This window comes from Kocuria marina (genome assembly GCF_000786655.1).
GTDB classification, from domain to species: Bacteria; Actinomycetota; Actinomycetes; order Actinomycetales; family Micrococcaceae; genus Kocuria; species Kocuria marina_A.
On sequence record NZ_JROM01000016.1, the window covers coordinates 289,473 to 308,925 of the forward strand.

Here is a 19,453-nt window from a genome sequence, read left to right on the forward strand (position 1 = left end):
ACGGCAGCTGTCATTCGGTTCGGGGAGCGGCCGGTCAATACCGGGGACGCATGGCTCATGCTGGACACGGCACTTCGAGGCAAGGGGCTCACCGCCGTGGGACCGTATCGTCAGACCATCCATGGGGATGGGAGCGTCACCCTTGCCGTGCCCGTCAGCTCCGGGACGCCGCGTACGGAGGCCGAGGCCAGCGCATAGAACAGTGACCAGCCGGCTCCGGGCTGGAGGCATAGGAAAGGGCCCGTTCGGATTATGTGATCCGAACGGGCCCTCCCGATCAGCGATCGAGTCAGCTGGGCCCGGGGCCTACTTCTCGATCTGTGCGCTGTGCGAGTCGGCGCCGACGCTGGCGGGCTCGGCGTCGTGATGACCGTGAGCCGCTTCCAGCTCGGCGGGCGTCACGGGGGCCACACGGTCCTCGAAGAAGATCCGGCTCAGACCGCCGCGCATCTTCTCACTCGCCGTGACCTTGCCCTTGGCATTGGCACGAGCGGGTTGGACCTCGCGGTCCTCGAAGTTCACGAGCTTGTAGCGACGGTATTCATCCAGGGGCTCGTGGACCTCCACGAACTCACCGTGGGGCAGGGCCTGGATGCGGCCCGACTCGCGGCCGTGGAGCACGATCTCCCGGTCCTTGCGCTGCAGGGACAGGCAGAAGCGGCGGGTGATGATGAACGCCAGGATGGGGCCCAGGAAGTACAGGGCTCGCAGCCAGTAGATGACGTCGTTCACGGCCACGTGGAAGTGGGTGGCGATGAGGTCACCGCTGGCCGCGATCATCTGGATGGCGTAGAAGGTGACGCCGGCGGCGCCCACGGCGGTGCGGAACGGCGCGTTACGCGGACGGTCCAGGATGTTGTGGACGCGGTTGTCGCGGGTCACCCAGCGCTCGATCCACGGCCACGCGAACATGACACCGAACATCAGGGCCATGGGGACCAGCGGGAGCAGGACGTTGAGCGGAACCGCCCAGCCGAAGATGTTCCACTCCCAGTTCCACGGCCAGGTGCCAGGCATCAGGCGCAGGCCGCCGTCGGAGAAGCCCATGTACCAGTCCGGCTGGGAGCCGGCCTGCACGGGGGACGGGTCGTACGGACCGTAGTTCCAGATGGCGTTGATCGTGGTGGTCGCGGCGATGGCGGCCAGGATGCCGAACACGATGAAGAAGAACCCACCGGCCTTGGCGGCGTAGATGGGGCCCACGGGGAAGCCCACGACGTTGTTCTCGGTGCGACCCGGTCCGGGGAACTGGGTGTGCTTGTGCACCACGACCATGAACAGGTGGATCACGATCATCATGAGGATCAACGCGGGGATGATCAGTACGTGAACGATGTAGAGGCGACCGATGATCGCGTGCCCGGGGAACTCGCCGCCGAACATGAACATGGAGATGTACGTACCCACGATCGGGACGGCCTTGGCGATCGCGTCCGCGATGCGCAGACCGTTACCGGACAGCACGTCGTCGGGGAGCGAGTAGCCGGAGAAGCCGGCCACGATCGCCAGGATGAAGAGCACGCAACCCACGACCCAGTTCAGCTCACGCGGGCGGCGGAACGCGCCGGTGAAGAACACGCGCAGCATGTGCACGGACAGCGCCATGACGAACAGCAGCGCGGACCAGTGGTGCAGCTGCCGCAGGAAGAGGCCGCCGCGGATGTCGAAGGAGATGTGCAGCGTGGACGCGTACGCCCCGGACATCTCGACACCCTGCATGGGGACGTAGCTGCCGTTGTAGGGCAGGGACGTCATGGTGGGGTCGAACCAGAACGCCAGGAAGGTGCCGGACAACAACAGGATGATGAAGCTGTAGAGGGCGACCTCACCGAACATGAAGGACCAGTGGTCGGGGAAGACCTTACGGCCGAACTCCTTGACCATCGCGGAGGCGCCCACCCGGGTGTCCACGAAGTTGGCGATCCGGCCCGTGGTGGTCGTGGGGCGGTATTCGAAGTCTGTTGATGTGGACATTAGTTCGCCTCATCCTGCATGTCTTGGACGGCGAGATCGCGCTGCGAGTAGGTCGGTCCCACGGGTTCGTGGAAGTCGCTACGGGCAACGAGGTAGCCGTCGGAATCAACGGTAATGGGCAGCTGCGGCAGGGGGCGGGATGCCGGGCCGAAGATGACCTCGCACTCGTTCGTGAGATCGAACGTGGACTGGTGGCACGGGCACAGCAGGTGGTGCGTGTGCTGCTCGTACAGGGCGATCGGGCAACCCACGTGTGTGCAGACCTTGGAGTAGGCGAAGATGCCGTCCACGTTCCAGTCACTGCGCTCGGGGGAGACGTTGACGTCCTCAGGGGCCAGCCGCATGAGCAGGACCACGGCCTTGGCCTTCTCGTCCAGGTAGCCCTCTTCGTGGCTCAGGCTGCTGAGGTTCTCCGGGACCACGTGGAACGCGGAACCGAGAGTGACGTCGGACGCCTTGATGGGGGTACCGGAGGGGTCGCGCACCAGGCGCACGCCCTCGTCCCACATGGTGTGGCGCAGGACCTTGAGGTCGGTGGGACCGAGGTCCTTGAGCAGCCCCACGAAGGGGAGGGGCATGAGCACCGCGGCGCCGATCAGCGTATTACGCAGCAGCGGGCGGCGCCGCACACCGGACTCGTCGTAGATGGTGTTCAGGATGCCCTGCGCCTCGGCGCGGTCCTCTTCCGGGCGCAGGTCGTGGCGCATCTCCACGATCTCGTGGTCCGGCATGAGAGTACGGGCCCAGTGGACCACGCCGATACCGATGCCGAACATGCCGAGGGCGATGCCGAGGCCTAACAGCAGGTTCTGCAACCGCAGCTGCGCGGTGGGCTCGGTGTTGACGGCGTCGTACAGAGGACCGTCCACGCGGATACCGAAGTACGCCACGAAGAAAAGGATGGATCCAATGATGGAGAGCAGGAACAGCAGGACCACCTGGTGTTCAGCTCGCTTCGCGGCCTTGGGATCTACGTCCGTCACGCGGGGGCGGTGCGGTGGAAGCCCCGGGTTGGGGAAGTTTTCCGTGCCCGTTCCGTCCGAGGTGACAACCGCCCCGCTCTTGTGGGGAGTGCCGTCACGATGGTCGCCCATGTGGTCCCTCATTCTTCTCTTGGTGCTGTGAATACTGTTTCGGGTGCCGGTGGGTACCGGCGGGGCGCTCTCAGGCGGAGCGCGAGGTCAGCCACACGGTGAATCCGATGACGACCACCAGGCCAATGGTCCAGATGAACAGGCCCTCGGACACGGGGCCCAGGGAGCCGAGGCTGAAGCCACCCACGGTGGTGTTGTTGTCGAGGGTCTTCAGGTACGTGATGACGTCCCGCTTCTCCTCGGGGGTGATGTTGGCGTCGTTGAACACCGGCATGTTCTGCGGGCCGGTCTGCATGGCCTCGTAGATGTGCTTTTCGCTCACGCCCATGAGGGAGGGGGCGAACTTGCCGCGGGTCAGGGCACCGCCCTGGCCAGCGGCGTTGTGGCACATGGCGCAGTTGGCCAGGAACACCTTGGCGCCGTTGGCGGAGTTGCCCTCGCTGATGTCGAGGTACTCCTCCTCGGGGACGGCGGGGCCGGCACCCAGGGAAGCCACGTACGCGGAGAGCTGCTTGGTCTGTTCGTCGTTGAACTGCTGCGGCTTGACCTGCGCCTGGGGGCCCTGCATCTGCATGGGCATACGGCCGGTCCCGACCTGGAAGTCGACGGAGGAAGCGCCCACGCCGATCAGGGAGGGACCGGTGTCGGTGCCCTGGGCCTGCATGCCGTGGCACGTGGAGCAGTTGGACATGAAGAGCTTCTGCCCCTCCTCGACGTCCTGAGCCGAGTACGTGGTGGTGTCGGCCTTGGCTTCATTGGTGGTTGTGGCAACTGCGTAGAGTCCACCGGTCAGAAGCAAAGCCATGACCAACAGCGCGAGGGCTGCCATGGGATGGCGGCGCTTTTGTGAGAGTGCCTTCACGTCAAACGTTCCTTTTGCTCGGTTCTAGAACTTGAATGGGCGAACGGTCCCGGGGGCCTACTTGATGAAGTAGACCAGCACGAACAGGACGATCCAGACCACGTCGACGAAGTGCCAGTAGTAGGACACCACGATGGCCGAGGTGGCCTCGTAGTGACCGAAGCGCTTGGCAACGAAGGCGCGGCCCATGATGAAGAGGAATGCGATCAGGCCACCGGTCACGTGCAGGGCGTGGAAACCGGTGGTGATGTAGAAGGCGGAGCCGTAGGCGTTCGCGGCGATCGTGACGCCTTCGGAAACGAGAGCGACGTACTCGTAAACCTGCACGGACACGAACACGGCGCCCATGAGGAAGGTCAGGGCGAACCACTCGGTCATGCCCCACTTGGTGACTTGGAGGATGCCGCCGGTGCGCCGGGGCTGGAGCCGCTCGGCGGCGAAGACGCCGAACTGGCACGTGACGGAGCTCAGTACCAGGACGATGGTGTTGGCCAACGCCATGGGCACGTTGAGCAGCTGTGTGTTCTCGTGCCAGACCTCCGGGGAGGTGGCGCGCAGAGTGAAGTACATGGCGAAGAGTCCGGCGAAGAACATCACTTCGGAGGACAACCACACGATGGTGCCCACGGATGTGAGGTTGGGGCGAGTGATGGTCGCGCCCACCGGTTTGGCTGGGGTATGAGTCGCAGTTGTCACAGAGACATTATGTCGCCAAAACTCGTGGCGAACCAACCACCACGGCCTTCGCAGCGCATCGTGTCGCGTCCCCAAGGTGTGATCTGGACGACCCTCCCGTCCGCCGGGCCGCGGTGGGCCGCGGCCTGCCGCCGTACTGCGTCACGCGGAGTGACGGCGCGATAGAGTCGAAGCCGTGACTACCTCGAACGCCTCCCGCACGAACAACCACTGGCCAGACGTGTTGACGAGCTTGTCCCGCGGCGAGGACCTGTCATGGGAGCAGTCCTACTGGGCCATGGACAACATCATGGCGGGCGAGGTCCCCGACACCGTGGTCGCGGGCTTCCTCATGGCGCTGCGCACCAAGGGGGAGAGCGTGGCCGAGCTCAACGGTCTCGCGGACGCCATGGTCGCTCACGCCCGCCCCATCTCCGTTCCCGGCCCGGCGCTGGACATCGTGGGCACCGGCGGGGACCGCCTCTCGAGCGTTAACATCTCCACGATGTCCGCCCTGGTGTGCGCGGGCGCGGGGGTGCGGGTCGTGAAGCACGGCAACCGGGCGTCGTCGTCCAAATCGGGATCGGCGGACGTCCTGGAGGCCCTGGGCGTACAGCTGGACATGCCCGTCGAGCGCGTCCAGCGCGCCGCGCGCGAGGTGGGGATCACCTTCCTATTCGCGCAGACCTTCCACCCGTCCATGCGCTTCGCGGCCGCCGCACGCAAGGCCCTCGGGGTCGCCACGGCCTTCAACTTCCTGGGCCCGATCACCAACCCGGCCAAGGTCAAGGCCTCGGCGATCGGCGTCGCGGACGAGGCCCTCGCCCCGCTGATGGCCGGTGTGTTCCAGAACCGCGGCGATCGCGCGCTCGTCTTCCGCGGCGGTGACGGGCTCGACGAGTTGACCGTCACGGCGCCGTCCCGGATCTGGGAGGTGCGGGATGGCCGGACCACCGAGCACACGCTCGAGCCCCTGGACCTGGACATGCCGCGCGCCACGATCGAGGATCTGCGCGGCCAGGACGCTGCCTACAACGCCGGCGTGGTGCGCGACATCCTCGACGGATTGCAGGGGCACGTGCGTAACGCGGTGCTGCTCAATGCCGCCGCCGGGCTCGTCGCGATCGACGAGAGCGCCGATGCTCCCTTCGCCGAGCGTTTCGAGGCCGCCGTTGGGCGTGCGGCCGAGTCTATCGACTCGGGTGCGGCGCGAGACGTCCTCACCCGGTGGGTCGAGTTCGCCGCGCGGTGACCACCCGGTCGTGGCTCCCGCCCGGTCCGTCCGTGCGGTACCGTACCATCTGACGACGACGCCGCTCGCCCGGTTTCCGGAGGAGCGGCGTCGTTCGTGCTACGGCCGGGGAGTCAGTCGTCGATCCCCAGGGAGAAGGCCGCATCCAGATCGTGCGTGCTGTACGTGCGGAAGGCGATGTTGGTGTTCGTGGACTCCACGCCCTCAACCTTGGACAGCTGATCGGCGATCACGTCCGCGAGCCGTTCGTGCTGGTGCACCCGAACCACGGCGATTAAGTCCCACTCACCGGTCACCGAATAGACCTCGGTCACGCCGCGAATGTCCGAGACCTCCTGGGCGACCTCGGGAATCCTGTCCGACGAGGTCTTGATCAAAACGATGGCGGTGAACATGGGGTTCCTTTCCACGGTGTCACTTCACTGTATCGGTGGGTCGATGGCGCAGCGGGCGTCTCGGAGCGGCCAGTGGCAGGGGAGTCGTGGCCGTATCAGCGACGACGAACTCGGGCCACGCCCGCCAGGACGAGGCGGTAGCCCACCAGAAAGACTCCCAGCACCGCCAGGCTGACCAGAACGAATGACCACGCCGTGCCATCGCCTGTGAGAACACGGAGGAGCATCCCGACGAGTTCGGTGCTCAGCCATACGACCACGCCAGTGGGCACCACGGCCGCCGGACGACGCGCTCCCCGGACCATGAGCCACCCGATGAGCGTCCCCGCTAGGAAGGGCCACGCGGTGGTGAGCATGCCCAGGACGTCCTCACCGTGGGCTGAGCGCCCTATGGCGGCGAAGACGATCACCAGACCCAGGTCCACGGCCAGGAAAACGGGCCAGGCTCTCGTGGTTCGCTCGGCGGAAGGAGCTGATCCAGGCGATTGCGGGGGAGAGGCCACTGACGTGCGGGAGTCCGATCCGGGACGGGGTTGCGAGCTCATGTCTCCAGTTTATGGCGGGTTCTGGAAGCTTCCGAACGGATGAATTTCACAGTGAGAATCGCAGGATTTAGTTCGAGTTCCACCTATAACTTTAAGAACCGGCCCAAGGCGCTATGACGCTCTCATGGACTGGGCCAGCTGAGGTCGCCGCAGCGGGGGGTCTTCACCCCGCGAGCGCACGAACCTCCAGGGGCTGCCCACATGCCGCGGATGCTTAGGCTGCACGTTTCAGAGCGCCGGCCTTACTGGCGACCTCCACGATCCAGAAGCCACCCAGAGCGGGCCCCGAAATCACCCGCGGGCCGGGGAACACCGCGGGGGAATCGCCGGCTGCACCCGTGGCATCGACGGTATGGGTCGCGTGCCCTCATCATGGCGTACTTCGCCGGACTGAGTATATACACGAGCAGAAACCCGAGATGTGTATCCGGACCCGTTGAACAAAAGCGTCATGCAACGCGCCGTCCCGTAACTATGCATGGCGTCGTTCAGGCCGTGACCCATGGGACGAGTGGCCGAGTCACCGCCTGAGCTCACGGCCATCTCACGCCTCCCAGAGGCTGAATCGGGTTCGCCCCATATAGCGTCGTTGCTGACATACCCCTGTGGCCGATAATGTACATTATGTAAAGTAGTCCGAAAGTGGAGTGGCCGGAACGGTCCCTGGGCCTCTCCCGCCGGCACCCTCAGCCCTCGGCCGACCGCAGCGCCCACTCCGTCGTGTGGTGTCCCAGTGCGATCCCTCCGCACACCGCCCACGACGTGATTCCGTTGACCGCGTCCTCTCTGCTGGCCATCGGGTGCAGCTCGAGCAGGTGCTCGGGCATCTTCTGGGTAACAGCATCGACCTGCTCCTGCGAACCGACTACCGCCCCGGGCAGGTTCTCCACCCGGGACGTGGCCGTGGGCCATGCGAAAGCGAGAAGAACGACACACACGTCGCCCGCTCCCCCATCCCCCGCGTGCGCTCGCGCTCCCTGCAGGAGACACACGACGCGTTCGCAGTCGCCGTCGAGTCGCTACTCTCCGGGGTGCTTGCGGCCCCGGCCGACGGCTGACCACGGGCTGGGGACCATGGTCCGTCTCCGACGGCCGGGCCTGACCGTTGTACCGGGGCCCTGCTGCGCGAACGACGATCCGAACCCGCATACTCCGCAGCCGAAGCGGCCCCGCCCGCGCGGCGACGGAGTCGACGTGCCGGTACGCACGCACGACGACGGGCGGCCACCCGGAAAGGGTGACCGCCCGTCGTCGTCAATTAAGCGAACCGGTCGAGAGCGCGCCGGAGGGCGCGAACCGGCAGGGAATCAGCGGTTGAGGACCGTGATGGCCTCGTGGGCGCGCTCGGCCTGGACCTGCACCAGGTAGGTGTCCGCGGCGGTGGTGCGCACGGACTTGAAGTCACGCTTCCCGCCGGTCGCCAGGTGCGCCACGAAACCGAAGATCGCGCCCCACACGGCGCCGATCACTACGGACCACAGGATGATGGACAGCCAGCCGAACGCCGGGGCGAACAGGCCGAAGAGGATGCCGATGAACAGGCCCAGCCACGCACCGGAACCCAGGCCGGCGAGCGCGGCGCGGCCCTTGGTCAGGCGACCGGTGACGTACTCCTCGGAGCGCAGGCCCTCGCCCACGATCTTGACGGTGGAGACGTCGAACTCGCGGTCGGAGAGCGTGTCCACGACGGCCTGGGCCTCGGCGTAATCGCGGAAGCGGGCGATCGTCTCGTATTTGGCGGCAGCGGTCTGGATCTCGTAGGCCATGATTCCCCTCACATTTGGTATATATGATGCAAACTTTCCGCTTCCACCATATCAACCGGGCTCACGGCATCGAGAGCTCACAGCACCGAGCGGTAGACCTCCAGGGTCTGCTGCGCGATGGACTCCCACGAGAAGTGTTCCTCCGCGCGCGTGCGTCCCGCCTGACCCATCCGGCGAGCGCGGTCGGGGTCGGAGACCACGTCGGTGAGGGCTGCGGCGAAGTCGTCCACGAACTTCTGGGGGTCCAGGGGCGTGCCGGTGCCGTCGGTGACCTGTTTGATGGGGACCAGGCGCCCGGTTTCGCCGTCGACGACGACTTCGGGGATACCTCCGGTGGCGGTGGCGACCACGGCGGCGCCGCAGGCCATGGCTTCGAGGTTGACGATGCCCAGGGGTTCGTAGACGGAGGGGCACGCGAAGGCGGTGGCGTGGGAGAGGATCTGGATGACGGCGCGGCGGGGCAGCATCTTCTCGATGAGCACCACGCCCTCGCGTTCGGTCTTGAGCTGATCGATGAGGGCGTTGACCTCGGCGCCGAGTTCGGGGGTGTCGGCGGCGCCGGCGCACAGGACCAGTTGCACCTCGGGCGGCAGCTGCAGGGCGGCGCGCAGGAGGTAGGGCACGCCCTTCTGGCGGGTCACGCGGCCCACGAAGACCACGGAGGGTTTGGCGGGGTCGATGCCGTACTCGTCCAGGACGTCGGTGTTCTCATCGCGGTCCCACTGGCTGACGTCGATCCCGTTGTGGACGGTGCGTACACGCTGGGGGTCCACGTCCGGGTAGGAGGCGAGGATGTCGCGGCGCATGCCGTCGGACACGGCGATGATCGCGGCAGCGGCCTCGTAGGCGGTCTTCTCCGCGAAGCTGGACACCCGGTACCCGCCGCCGAGCTGTTCGGCCTTCCACGGGCGCAGGGGTTCCAGGGAGTGGGCGGAGAGCACGTGGGGGATGTCGTACATGAGGGAGGAGAGGTGTCCGCCCATGTTGGCGTACCACGTGTGGGAGTGCACCAGATCTGCGCCCTGGATGTCCCCGATCATGGTGAGGTCCACCCCGAGGGTCTGCACGGCGGCGTTGGCATCGGCCAGTTCACCCGGCACGGGATACGCCTGCACGTGGGCTCCGTGGAAGTCCGGGTGCCGGGGGTCTCCGAAGCAGCGGATGTTGAGGTCCACGAGCGGCGCGAGCACGCGGGACAACTCGGCCACGTGCACCCCCGCTCCCCCGTAGATGGCCGGCGGGAACTCTTTGCTCAGGATGTCTACTCGCACACTGCGAGCGTACTGCACGGGGGTGCTCGCACACAGGTGTGCAAAAGTTCGTGAAACTTCCGGCGACACGGTGTTCCGCCTTGCCGAGTGGGACACAATGACGGGGAAGACCAGTCAAAGACGACGCCGTGTTGTGGTCCGCGAGGGCTCTGACTGGCTCGGGAAGTGAGGGGTACGAATGTCACGACACAAGAAGGTCCTTGCCATCGTTCTGGCCGGTGGGGAGGGCAAGCGCCTGATGCCGTTGACGGAGGACCGGGCCAAGCCCGCCGTGCCGTTCGCGGGCGGGTACCGGTTGATCGACTTCGCGCTGTCCAACCTGGTGAACTCGGGGTACCTCCAGATCGTGGTGCTCACCCAGTACAAGTCCCATTCCCTGGACCGGCACCTGTCCGAGACGTGGCGGTTGTCCACGCAGCTGGGCAACTACGTGACCTCGGTGCCCGCGCAGCAGCGCCGCGGGAAGGAATGGTTCCTGGGTTCGGCCAACGCGATCTTCCAGTCCATGAACCTGATCGACGACGCCGATCCGGACATCGTGGTGGTCGTGGGCGCGGACCACGTGTACCGGATGGACTTCTCGGACATGGTGCGCAAGCACATCGAGTCCGGGGCCAAGGCGTCCGTGGCGGCGGTGCGTCAGCCCATGGACATGGTCAAGTCCTTCGGCGTGATCGAGACCGACCCGCAGGACCCCACCCGGATCTCCCGGTTCGTGGAGAAGCCGGACTCCACGACTCCCCTGCCGGACGACCCGAACGCGTTCCTCGCCTCCATGGGCAACTACGTCTTCGACCGGGACGCCCTCGTGGAGGCGCTGCGCACGGACAACGAGCGCGCGGACACCAACCACGACATGGGCGGGGACATCATGCCCCACTTCGCGGACCGCGGTGAGGCCATGGTCTACGACTTCACCCACAACGACGTCCCGGGCTCCACCGACCGCGACCGCCAGTACTGGCGGGACGTGGGCACCCTGGACTCCTACTACGACTCCCACATGGACCTGATCCGTCCGCTGCCGGTGTTCAACCTCTACAACTACGACTGGCCCATCTACACGCACCAGATCATGGCCCCGCCGGCCAGGACGGTGCGCGGGCCCAACGGTCAGGCCGGCGTGGCCTTCGACTCGATCGTCTCCCCCGGCGTGCTGATCACCGGCGGGCACGTGGGCTCCTCGGTGCTCTCCCCCAAGGTCAAGGTGGAGCACGACGCCCGCGTCACCGAATCCGTGCTCATGCAGAACGTGCAGATCGGCGCCGGGGCCACCGTGCACCGCACCATCCTGGACAAGAACGTGGTCGTCCCGCCCGGGTTCACGGTGGGCCTGGACCGCGAGCGCGATCTCGCCCGCGGGCTCACGGTCACGGATTCGGGGTTGACGATCGCTCCGAAGAACTACCGCTTCCAGAACTGATTCCGGCGCTCGTTCCGCGACACCCACACGGCGGCCCCGCTCACGCGAGCGGGGCCGCCGTCGTACGCACGGACGGGGGCGCGGTCGGGAGCCCGGGCGGGCACGACGACGCTGCGTCGCGCGGTTGCCGACGGCAGCGTCGTCGTCCGCCCGGCACGCCCAGCGGGCCGCAACCGGGCGCGAACGAGCTGATGCCTACACTGGGGGCATGGGAGCCAGCTCACCGACCAGAGAAGAAGCCACGACGCGCGCGGAGCAGATCCGGGTGGAGGACTACCGGGTCACGGTGGATCTCTCGGGAGCACGGGAGCCGGGCGCCACGACGTTCGGTACCGAGGTCACGGTGCGTTTCACCGCGGAGGCCGGAGCGGAGACGTTCATCGACTTCATCCACGACACCGTGAGCGCCGTGGAACTCAACGGCGAGTCGCTGGCCGTGGACGATGTCGTGGAGGGCTCGCGGATCCGGTTGCCGGAGCTGGGCACGGCCAATGAACTGCACGTGGTGGGTCGTGCGCTGTACTCCCGCTCCGGGGAGGGCATGCACCGCTACGTGGACCCGGAGGACGATTCCGTCTACCTCTACACCCAGTACGAGCCCGCCGACTGCCGCCGGGTGTTCCCCGTGTTCGAGCAGCCGGACCTCAAGGCCGTCTACCACTTCACCGTGATCACGCCCCCGGAGTGGCTCGCGGCGTCCAACGGGGACCCCACGGGGCAGAACACCACCGACGACTGCGACGTCCCCGGTGCGGTGGCCCACGACTTCGCCCCCACCCAGCGGATCTCGAGCTACATCACCGCCATCCTGGCGGGGACCTACGCCCGGTTCACCGACGAGTGGTCCGGCACCGACCCCCAGGGCGAGGCCGTGACGATCCCCCTCACGCTGTACTGCCGGCGGGCGCTCGCTGAGTACATGGACACCCAGGAGCTGTTCATGCTCACCAAGCAGGGTCTGGATTTCTTCCCGCGGTTGTTCGCGTTCGCGTACCCGTTCGGGAAGTACGAGCAGGCGTTCGTGCCGGAGTACAACCTGGGGGCCATGGAGAACCCGGGGCTCGTGACGTTCACGGAGGCGTACCTGTTCCCGTCGGGTGCCACGCGGGCGCAGTTGGCGGGGCGGGCGAACACGCTGTTGCACGAGATGTCCCACATGTGGTTCGGGGACCTGGTGACCATGCGGTGGTGGGACGACCTGTGGTTGAAGGAGTCCTTCGCGGAGTTCATGGGCGCGTACGCGTCCGTGCACGCGACCGAGTACACGGACGCGTGGGTCACGTTCGCGCTCGCCCGTAAGGAGTGGGCATACCGCCAGGACCAGTTGCCCACCACGCACCCGATCGTCGCGGACATCCCGGACCTGGAGGCCGCGCGGCAGAACTTCGACGGCATCACCTACGCCAAGGGCGCCTCCGTGCTCAAGCAGCTCGTAGCGTTCGTGGGTGAGGAAGCGTTCATGGACGCGTGCCGTGCGTACTTCCGCCGGTTCGCGTTCGAGAACACGAGCCTGGACGACTTCCTGGGCGTCCTGGACGAGGCCAGCGATCACGACGTCCGCGCGTGGGCCCAGCAGTGGCTGCACACCACGGGCGTCCCCGTCCTGGAGGCCCGCGTCCCGGGCTCGGCGGGCGACGACGCCGCGGCACCGGGCGCGCCCTCCACGCACGACGGCGCGGGGTCCGGTGACCCCGCCGCAGGGGACGGCACCGCGGCGGCGAGCGCCACACTGACGCAGCGAGCGGCGTCGTTGCGTCCGCACGGGCTGACCGTGGGCCGGTACACGCGGGATGGCGATGCCGTGGTGACCACGGCGCGCATCGAGGTACGGGTGCCGGCCTCGGACACGCCCGTTCCCGTCACGGGTCTAGGCGACGCCCCGAGCAGCGAGGCCCAGGACGGCGAGTCGTTCCTGCTGGTCAACGACACTGACCTCACGTACTGCCTGGCCCATCCGGACCCGGAATCGCTTGCGGCCATCACCCGCCTGGCGGGGGCGATCGAGGACCCGCTCGCGCGAGCGGTGGCGCACTCGCAGGTGTGGGCCGCGGTGCGCGATGCCCGGCTGTCCCCGCGGGAGTACGTGTCCATGGCGGCGCGTGAGTGCGGTGCGGAGCGTCACGCGGCGATCCTCACGACCGTGCTGGACCACGCGGGTCAGGCCCTGGGCGAGTACGTGCCCTACCAGTACCGCACCGCCTCGCGGCGTGAATTCTTCGAGGCCCTGCGCAATGCCCTGCTGGCCGCGCAGGCGGGTTCCGGTGAGCAGCTGGTACTCGCGCGCGCTTTCGCCCGCGAAGCGGCGCGGGACGGCAGCTACGCCCGTCAGGTGCAGGAGTGGCTCGGGGACGAGGGCACGGTGGCCGGTCTGCCCCTGTCCTCCGAGCTGCGCTGGTCCTTTCTCACCGCGCTCACCGCCACGGGTCACGCCACGGTCTCCGAGCTGGAGACCGAACACGCGCAGGATCCCACCCGCGACGGCCGGTTGGGCTACACCCGGGCCGTGGCCGCCATCCGCTCGGACCGGGCCAAGGACGAGGCGTGGCAGCGGATCGTGGCCGGGGAGCTGTCCAACGACGAGCTGAGCGCCACGATCTCCGGCTTCCAGTTGGCGGCCCCTGCCGTGCTGCATCGCTACGAGTCCGAGTACTTCGCCCACTTCGCCGAATGGTGGGACACCCACTCCATGGAGATCGCGACCCGTATGGTGCGCGGACTGTACCCGCGCGCGATCGAGGTGCGGACGGCGTCGTCGGACCCGAAGGAACACCCCGTGGTGCGGGAGACCCACGCGTGGTTGGACGCCCACCGGGACGCCCCGGGGGCCCTGCGACGCATCGTGATGGAACTCGTGGCGGACGCCGAACGAGCCGTGGAACTGCAGGTGGCGTGCCTGTCCCGGTGAACCCTGGGGGTCCGCTGTCCACCGAGCGGATGAACATCGATGCGTTGGGATCAACGGCTAGCATGTGGTGTGATGCCGCGGCGGAGCACCCGTCGGCGCTATTGCGAGGGAGACCATGAGGGATTACGCGCTCAACGACCGAGGGTCCTTGGACGTCGTCACCGAGAACTTCTACGACACCGAGATCATGCGGGTGTTCGGAGGCCTCTCCGTGGGCCGGGCGCAGACGTGGACCGGGACGGCCGCGCTGGTCCTGGAACCGGACAACCCCTTCGACCCGCGCACCGTGTCCGTGCGCGTGGGCGGGAACAAGGTGGCTCACCTCAGCTCCGGGGACGCCCACCGCTACTGGCACCCCCTCTCGCGCGTGATCGCCTCCGGCTACACCCCGGTGGTCCCGCTGCACCTCGAGGCCGAGTTACAGCGCCAGGACGGACAGGCGGAGGTCGCCGCGCGCGCGACGATCGGCATCGCTCCCCCGGACCTGCTGTTCCCCCTCAACACCGCGCCCGCGCAATCGGCCGTGCTGCCCCAGGGCTCCTCGATCAAGGTTTTGGACGAACAAGAGTTCGCCGAGTACCTGCACTCGATCGTGCCCGCCTCCGGTGAGGGCCGCGTGATCCTCACCCTCGAGGTCAACAAGGTCAAGAACACCCACGGGCTCACCGTGGACACCGTGGACGTGCTCTACGAACGCAAACAGGTGGGCCGCCTGTCCACCCAGATGTCCCAGCAGTTCATCCCGATCATCCACTACGCGTTCGAACAGGATCTGCTCACCGCCGTGTGGGGGACGATTCGTGGTTCCTCGTTCGAGGTGTCCATGACCTTGCAGGCCGCCCGCGCCTCCGAGGTCCCCCAGCAGTGGTTCACGGACCTGCCCAACGACGTCCCCGAGCTGCTGCCGGACGCCGAGGACTTCGAGGTCCCCCCGGCCTACGTGCCCGTGGAATCGGACCGCGGGCGCAACGCCAAGAAATGGCGCCGCGGTTTCACCGCCGCCCACGGCGACGACGACCCCGCTCGCGCCCGACCCGGCGCCCGGAACCGACCCGCGGCACCCGATCCCGCGCGTGAACCCCGCCGCAACCCTGCCGGGTCCAGTGCCGCCCGGATCGCGGGCGGACTGGTGAGAGGACTGAAACCCGTGGTCACGGCGCTCGCCGCGCTCACGGTCATCCTGGTGATCGTGAGCATCATCCTGCTGGGTGTGGAACCATTGGCCACCACACTCGTGTTGATCGTGGCCGTGGCCACCGGATTCATGGCCTTCTACCTGCACAGAACGCTGTAAGGGGTCCTTCCACCCGTATGATTTCTCGCCGCGAACGGTTCCTCCAGATCATCGAAGTGCTCACCAAGCACGGCTTCGGCTTCGCTCTCGGTGGGTTGAAGCCGCAGTGGCGGGCCCCCTTGGCGCGCGTGAAACTCATCGATCCGCAGACCATCCACTCCCAGCCCGAACACCTGCGCATGGCCCTGGAGGAACTGGGGCCCACGTTCATCAAACTGGGTCAGGTCGTCTCCACCCGCCCGGACGTGCTGCCCCCCGGCTACGCGGACGAGCTGCTCAAACTCCAGGACGACACCCCGCCGATCCCCGTGGAGCAGATCCGGGCCATGATCGAGGCCGAACCGGATTCCCAGGCGGAGGAGATCCTCACGCACATGGACCCCGAGCCCGTGGCCACCGGCTCGATTGGTCAGGCCCACGCCGCCGTGTTCCAGGGACACGAAGTCATCGTCAAGGTCCGCCGCCCCGGTGTGACCGACGAGGTCAATCGCGACCTGGAGATCCTGCAGGACATGTCCTCGTGGGTGGCCCGCTACTGGACCGCCGCCCAGGACTACGACCTCGAGGGGCTCGTGGAGGAGTTCAGCGCCTCCCTGCGGGACGAACTGGACTTCATCCAGGAGGCCCGCAACTCCCAGCGCATGGCCGAGAACTTCATCGGCCACCCGCGGATCCACATCCCCGAGATCTACTGGGAGGCCACGACCTCCCGCGTGCTGACCATGGAGCGGATGTTCGGGGTCAAGATCAACGACTACGATGCTCTCGAGGCCGAGGGCGTCAACCGTCACCTGCTGGCCAAGGAGGCCACGGATGCGATCTGCAAAATGGTGTTCGAGGACGGGTTCTTCCACGCGGATCCTCACCCCGGCAACTTGTTCGTGGAGCCGGACGGGCGGATCGCGATCATCGACTTCGGGATGGTCGGCAACCTCAGTGAGGAGTTCCGGGACCACCTGATCACCCTGCTGCTCGGCGTCGTGCAGAACAACCCGCGCCGCGCCGCGACCGGACTGCTGGGCTTGACCGATAGCGGCCAGCACGACGTCTCCAAGCGGGACCTGGAACGCGACGTCTCCGTGATGATGCGCCGCTACGCCAACAAACCGCTCGAAGAGGTGCGGGTGGGCGAGCTCATGGCGGACCTGATCTCCGTGCTGCGCCACCACAAGCTACAGCTCCCGCGCGAGTCCGCCTTGCTGTTGCGCATGCTCGTCACCGCCGAGTCCATGGGTACCGGCCTGGACCCCGGCTTCGACCTGGTCTCGGCCGTGCAGCCCTACGCGGAGCGGTTCATCATCAACCGGCTCTCCCCGGACATGCTGTTCAACCGGTTGCGCTCCACGATCGAAGAAGCCGTGCAGATGGGCGTGGACGTTCCCGAGTACGTGCGCCGCTTCCTGGTGGTGCTCGAACGCGGCGGCTTCGACGTCCACCTGCGCACGGACGAGCTGGATCCCCTGGTCAAGAGCGGCGCCAAGATCGGCCACCAGGTCGTGGCCGGCGGCGTGATCGCCGCGACCATCAACGGCACTGCGCACATCATCGCCTCGGACCCCGAGCGATGGAAGAAGTACCACACGCCGTTGATCGTGGGTGGGATGTCCACGGTAGCGGCACTCAGCGGCTATCTCGCCGTGTCCTCCAACGTGGAACGCGTCCGCCACGTGGTGCGGGTGCTGCAGGGGAACAAGTCCAAGCGCACCGTGCGTTGAGCCCGGACGTGGTCCACGAGGCTCCACCGGGCGGTCAGTCCTGCTCCCGCCCGTCATAAGCCCTCTACGAGGATGAGTCAGCCGTTTGCTCCGACAGGGCCTGGGCTCGCGCCGCATCCAGGCACGCTTGACTGAACGGAAGCGACCCTCCGTTGGCGAAGTCCCGTAAGTGCTCGTTGGCAGGGACTTGGACGTGGCTCACGTAGTACAGGCCAGGAACGCGCTTGGCTACTGTCGCATAAGCGACCCCAGGTTGTTTGAGGTTCGCGACCACCGCGCGGATTCCGTCCACGGACCCCGGGGCCACCAACAGCTCCAGCAAGCGTGCATCGATCGTCTTGACCGCCTGGCCGTCCTGGATGAACTCGTAATAGGGCCCGTGGTACCCGTCGATGTACCGCAGGTGGGCCGTCGGATGACCAGCCATGAAACACGCAACATCCCCGAGGTCGATCAAGACATCCGTGAGGTGCTCCAGCAGACTCAGGACCATTAAGTGCTTCGTCATGGTTGCCGGCCTGCGCAGACTGACGCGCTTCGGGGCCTCGGCCCGAACCTCAATCTCGAACGCTGATGGGCCCAGCTGGCCGATAGAGAAGTCCTGGTTCCACCCAGAGATAATCCCCCTGGCGTCCCCGAGCAACTGCTGGGTCAGCAATTGCAAACCCGTGAAGCTCTCGCGCAACGGTGACTGCGGCAAGGCCAGCTGTCGCCCGTCGCCATCCCGGTAGGTGACGACGACGATCACACGGGCCTTGGGGGGGACGGTGCCCAGATAGTTGCGTGCCACGGTGCCTTTCATCGAGCTCGCAGAGACATTTTTTCCGTAATGCAGGTCACCGAGCTCCGGGTGTTCGGGGGAACATTTCCCGGCAATAACACCGTTTTCTTAGGGGGTATTCGCCGACATTACACCTGCATTCATATGCACACAGTGTAGGACACCCTCAGGAGCACCATCGTCCCTACTCCCCGGTACATTTGTAGCCACTATGGTGGACACGATCATCCGATCTTGTCCGCGTGAACCCTGGTATTCCCTTAGACTGTGGCCGTACAGGGCGTGTGGGGCCGGGCTGGGTGATCCCCGGCTCACGTAACGCGTCATTGGCCGAGGTAAGGATAAATTGCGTGTTCACGATCATGCCGATTTACGGCACCCGTCCGGAGGCCATCAAGATGGCTCCCATCGTCACCGCCCTGCAGAACAGCGACCAGTTCGAGTGCGTGGTCACCGTGACCGGCCAGCACCGCGAGATGCTGGACCAGGTCAACGAGATCTTCGGGATCACCCCGGACCACGATCTGAACATCATCCAGCCCCGCCAAACCCTCAACGGTGTGCTGACCCGCACGGTCGAGGGTCTGGACCGCATCTTCGAGGACACTCCCCCGGACGCCGTGGTGGTCCAGGGTGACACCACCACCTCCACCGCTGCGGCGATCGCCGCGTTCTACCGCGGGATCCCCGTGATCCACGCCGAGGCCGGGCTGCGTTCCTTCAACCTGTTCTCCCCGTTCCCGGAGGAGGCCAACCGCAAGATCACCTCGCAGATCACGTCCCTGCACCTGGCCCCCACGGCCACGTCCAAGGAGAATCTCCTGCGCGAGGCCATCACGGAGGAGGACATCGTGGTCACGGGTAACACCGTGATCGACGCTCTGCTGCACACCGTGGAGCAGCAGCTGCCCTTCACGGACCCCCAGCTCGAGAAGATCGCGTCCTCCGGCAAGCGCGTGCTGTTGGTGACGACGCACCGCCGTGAGAACCAGGGCGAGGCGATGCGCGGCGTCGGACGCGCCCTGGCCCGGATCGCGGACGCGGAACCCGAGCTGACCATCGTGCTGCCCGCCCACCGCAACCCGGTGGTGCGCGAGGCGGTGCTGCCGGCCATCGAGGGCAAGCCCAATGTGGTCGTGACCGAGCCGCTCGCCTACGGCGAGTTCACCCGCATGCTGTCCGTAGCGCACGTGGTGCTGACCGACTCCGGCGGGGTGCAGGAGGAAGCGCCGTCGCTCGGCAAGCCCGTGCTCGTGATGCGCGAGAACACCGAGCGTCCCGAGGCCGTGACGGCCGGGACCGTGAAGCTCATCGGTACGGACGAGGAGCGGATCGTGACCGAGGTGGACCGCCTGCTCAACGACGCGGACGCCTACCAGGCCATGGCCAACGCCGTGAACCCCTACGGTGACGGCAAGGCCGCCGAGCGCTCCCTGGCCGCGATCGAGCAGATGTTCGATGTGGGCCGGCGCGTGGCGGACTTCGATTCCCAGGCGTAAGC

Annotated in this window: 16 protein-coding genes; 6 read left to right on the forward strand and 10 right to left on the reverse strand. The window is 66.8% G+C overall.

The features are described from left to right. Positions 1–306: 306 nt before the first annotated feature. The 4 genes from qcrB to ctaE all read right to left on the reverse strand — a co-directional run bounded on the left by qcrB (position 307) and on the right by ctaE (position 4,626). Positions 307–1,974: a cytochrome bc1 complex cytochrome b subunit gene (gene qcrB, locus AS25_RS03990; protein WP_035961967.1), complete on the reverse strand. Its 1,668-nt coding sequence runs from the start codon at positions 1,972–1,974 to the stop codon at positions 307–309. After that, the gene (gene qcrA / locus AS25_RS03995; RefSeq protein ID WP_035961968.1) at positions 1,974–3,068 is read right to left on the reverse strand and encodes a cytochrome bc1 complex Rieske iron-sulfur subunit; all 1,095 of its coding nucleotides are present in this window, start codon (positions 3,066–3,068) and stop codon (positions 1,974–1,976) included. Before qcrA ends, qcrB begins: the two co-directional genes overlap by 1 nt. Positions 3,069–3,138: 70 nt before the next feature. After that, the gene (gene qcrC / locus AS25_RS04000; RefSeq protein ID WP_035961969.1) at positions 3,139–3,930 is read right to left on the reverse strand and encodes a cytochrome bc1 complex diheme cytochrome c subunit; all 792 of its coding nucleotides are present in this window, start codon (positions 3,928–3,930) and stop codon (positions 3,139–3,141) included. Between the two features lie 57 nt (positions 3,931–3,987). Continuing rightward, on the reverse strand, positions 3,988–4,626 hold the full coding sequence (gene ctaE / locus AS25_RS04005) for an aa3-type cytochrome oxidase subunit III (protein WP_035961970.1): 639 nt from the start codon (positions 4,624–4,626) through the stop codon (positions 3,988–3,990). A 175-nt stretch (positions 4,627–4,801) separates the two neighbouring features. Between ctaE and trpD the strand changes: the two genes are divergently transcribed. Continuing rightward, entirely contained in the window at positions 4,802–5,857 is a 1,056-nt protein-coding gene (trpD, locus tag AS25_RS04010) for an anthranilate phosphoribosyltransferase (protein ID WP_035961971.1), read from the forward strand. A 113-nt stretch (positions 5,858–5,970) separates the two neighbouring features. On the opposite strand, the gene AS25_RS04015 is transcribed toward trpD, so the two are convergent. The 5 genes from AS25_RS04015 to glgA all read right to left on the reverse strand — a co-directional run bounded on the left by AS25_RS04015 (position 5,971) and on the right by glgA (position 9,834). Then, complete coding sequence (locus AS25_RS04015; protein ID WP_155384267.1) at positions 5,971–6,252, reverse strand: Lrp/AsnC family transcriptional regulator; 282 nt, start codon at positions 6,250–6,252, stop codon at positions 5,971–5,973. Positions 6,253–6,347: 95 nt separating this feature from the next. Beyond that, positions 6,348–6,797 carry a DUF3054 domain-containing protein gene (locus AS25_RS04020; RefSeq protein ID WP_084117985.1) on the reverse strand — a complete coding sequence of 150 codons (450 nt, stop codon included), beginning with the start codon at positions 6,795–6,797 and terminating at the stop codon, positions 6,348–6,350. Positions 6,798–7,483: 686 nt separating this feature from the next. Next, entirely contained in the window at positions 7,484–7,735 is a 252-nt protein-coding gene (locus tag AS25_RS04025; RefSeq protein WP_035961976.1) for a hypothetical protein, read from the reverse strand. Positions 7,736–8,104: 369 nt separating this feature from the next. Beyond that, positions 8,105–8,563, reverse strand: a complete 459-nt coding sequence (locus tag AS25_RS04030; RefSeq protein ID WP_052160680.1) for a YflT domain-containing protein — start codon at positions 8,561–8,563, stop codon at positions 8,105–8,107. A gap of 77 nt (positions 8,564–8,640) precedes the next feature. After that, entirely contained in the window at positions 8,641–9,834 is a 1,194-nt protein-coding gene (gene glgA, locus AS25_RS04035) for a glycogen synthase (RefSeq protein ID WP_035962379.1), read from the reverse strand. Positions 9,835–10,012: 178 nt separating this feature from the next. Between glgA and glgC the strand changes: the two genes are divergently transcribed. The 4 genes from glgC to AS25_RS04055 all read left to right on the forward strand — a co-directional run bounded on the left by glgC (position 10,013) and on the right by AS25_RS04055 (position 17,171). Continuing rightward, positions 10,013–11,257 (forward strand): glucose-1-phosphate adenylyltransferase, encoded by a 1,245-nt coding sequence (gene glgC, locus AS25_RS04040; RefSeq protein WP_035961978.1) that lies wholly within the window; start codon positions 10,013–10,015, stop codon positions 11,255–11,257. A gap of 208 nt (positions 11,258–11,465) precedes the next feature. Then, a complete protein-coding gene (gene pepN / locus AS25_RS04045) occupies positions 11,466–14,162 on the forward strand; it encodes an aminopeptidase N (protein WP_035961980.1) in 2,697 nt (898 codons plus the stop codon). Between the two features lie 115 nt (positions 14,163–14,277). After that, positions 14,278–15,456: a hypothetical protein gene (locus AS25_RS04050; protein WP_035961982.1), complete on the forward strand. Its 1,179-nt coding sequence runs from the start codon at positions 14,278–14,280 to the stop codon at positions 15,454–15,456. A gap of 17 nt (positions 15,457–15,473) precedes the next feature. Beyond that, entirely contained in the window at positions 15,474–17,171 is a 1,698-nt protein-coding gene (locus tag AS25_RS04055; RefSeq protein ID WP_035961984.1) for an ABC1 kinase family protein, read from the forward strand. Positions 17,172–17,235: 64 nt separating this feature from the next. Here the strand turns inward: AS25_RS04055 and AS25_RS04060 are convergent, their stop codons facing one another. Further along, the gene (locus tag AS25_RS04060) at positions 17,236–17,961 is read right to left on the reverse strand and encodes a hypothetical protein (RefSeq protein WP_052160681.1); all 726 of its coding nucleotides are present in this window, start codon (positions 17,959–17,961) and stop codon (positions 17,236–17,238) included. 353 nt (positions 17,962–18,314) lie between these two features. Between AS25_RS04060 and wecB the strand changes: the two genes are divergently transcribed. Beyond that, positions 18,315–19,451, forward strand: coding sequence for a non-hydrolyzing UDP-N-acetylglucosamine 2-epimerase (gene wecB, locus AS25_RS04065; protein WP_035962390.1), 1,137 nt, complete (start codon positions 18,315–18,317; stop codon positions 19,449–19,451). The last annotated feature ends 2 nt before the right edge of the window (positions 19,452–19,453 follow it).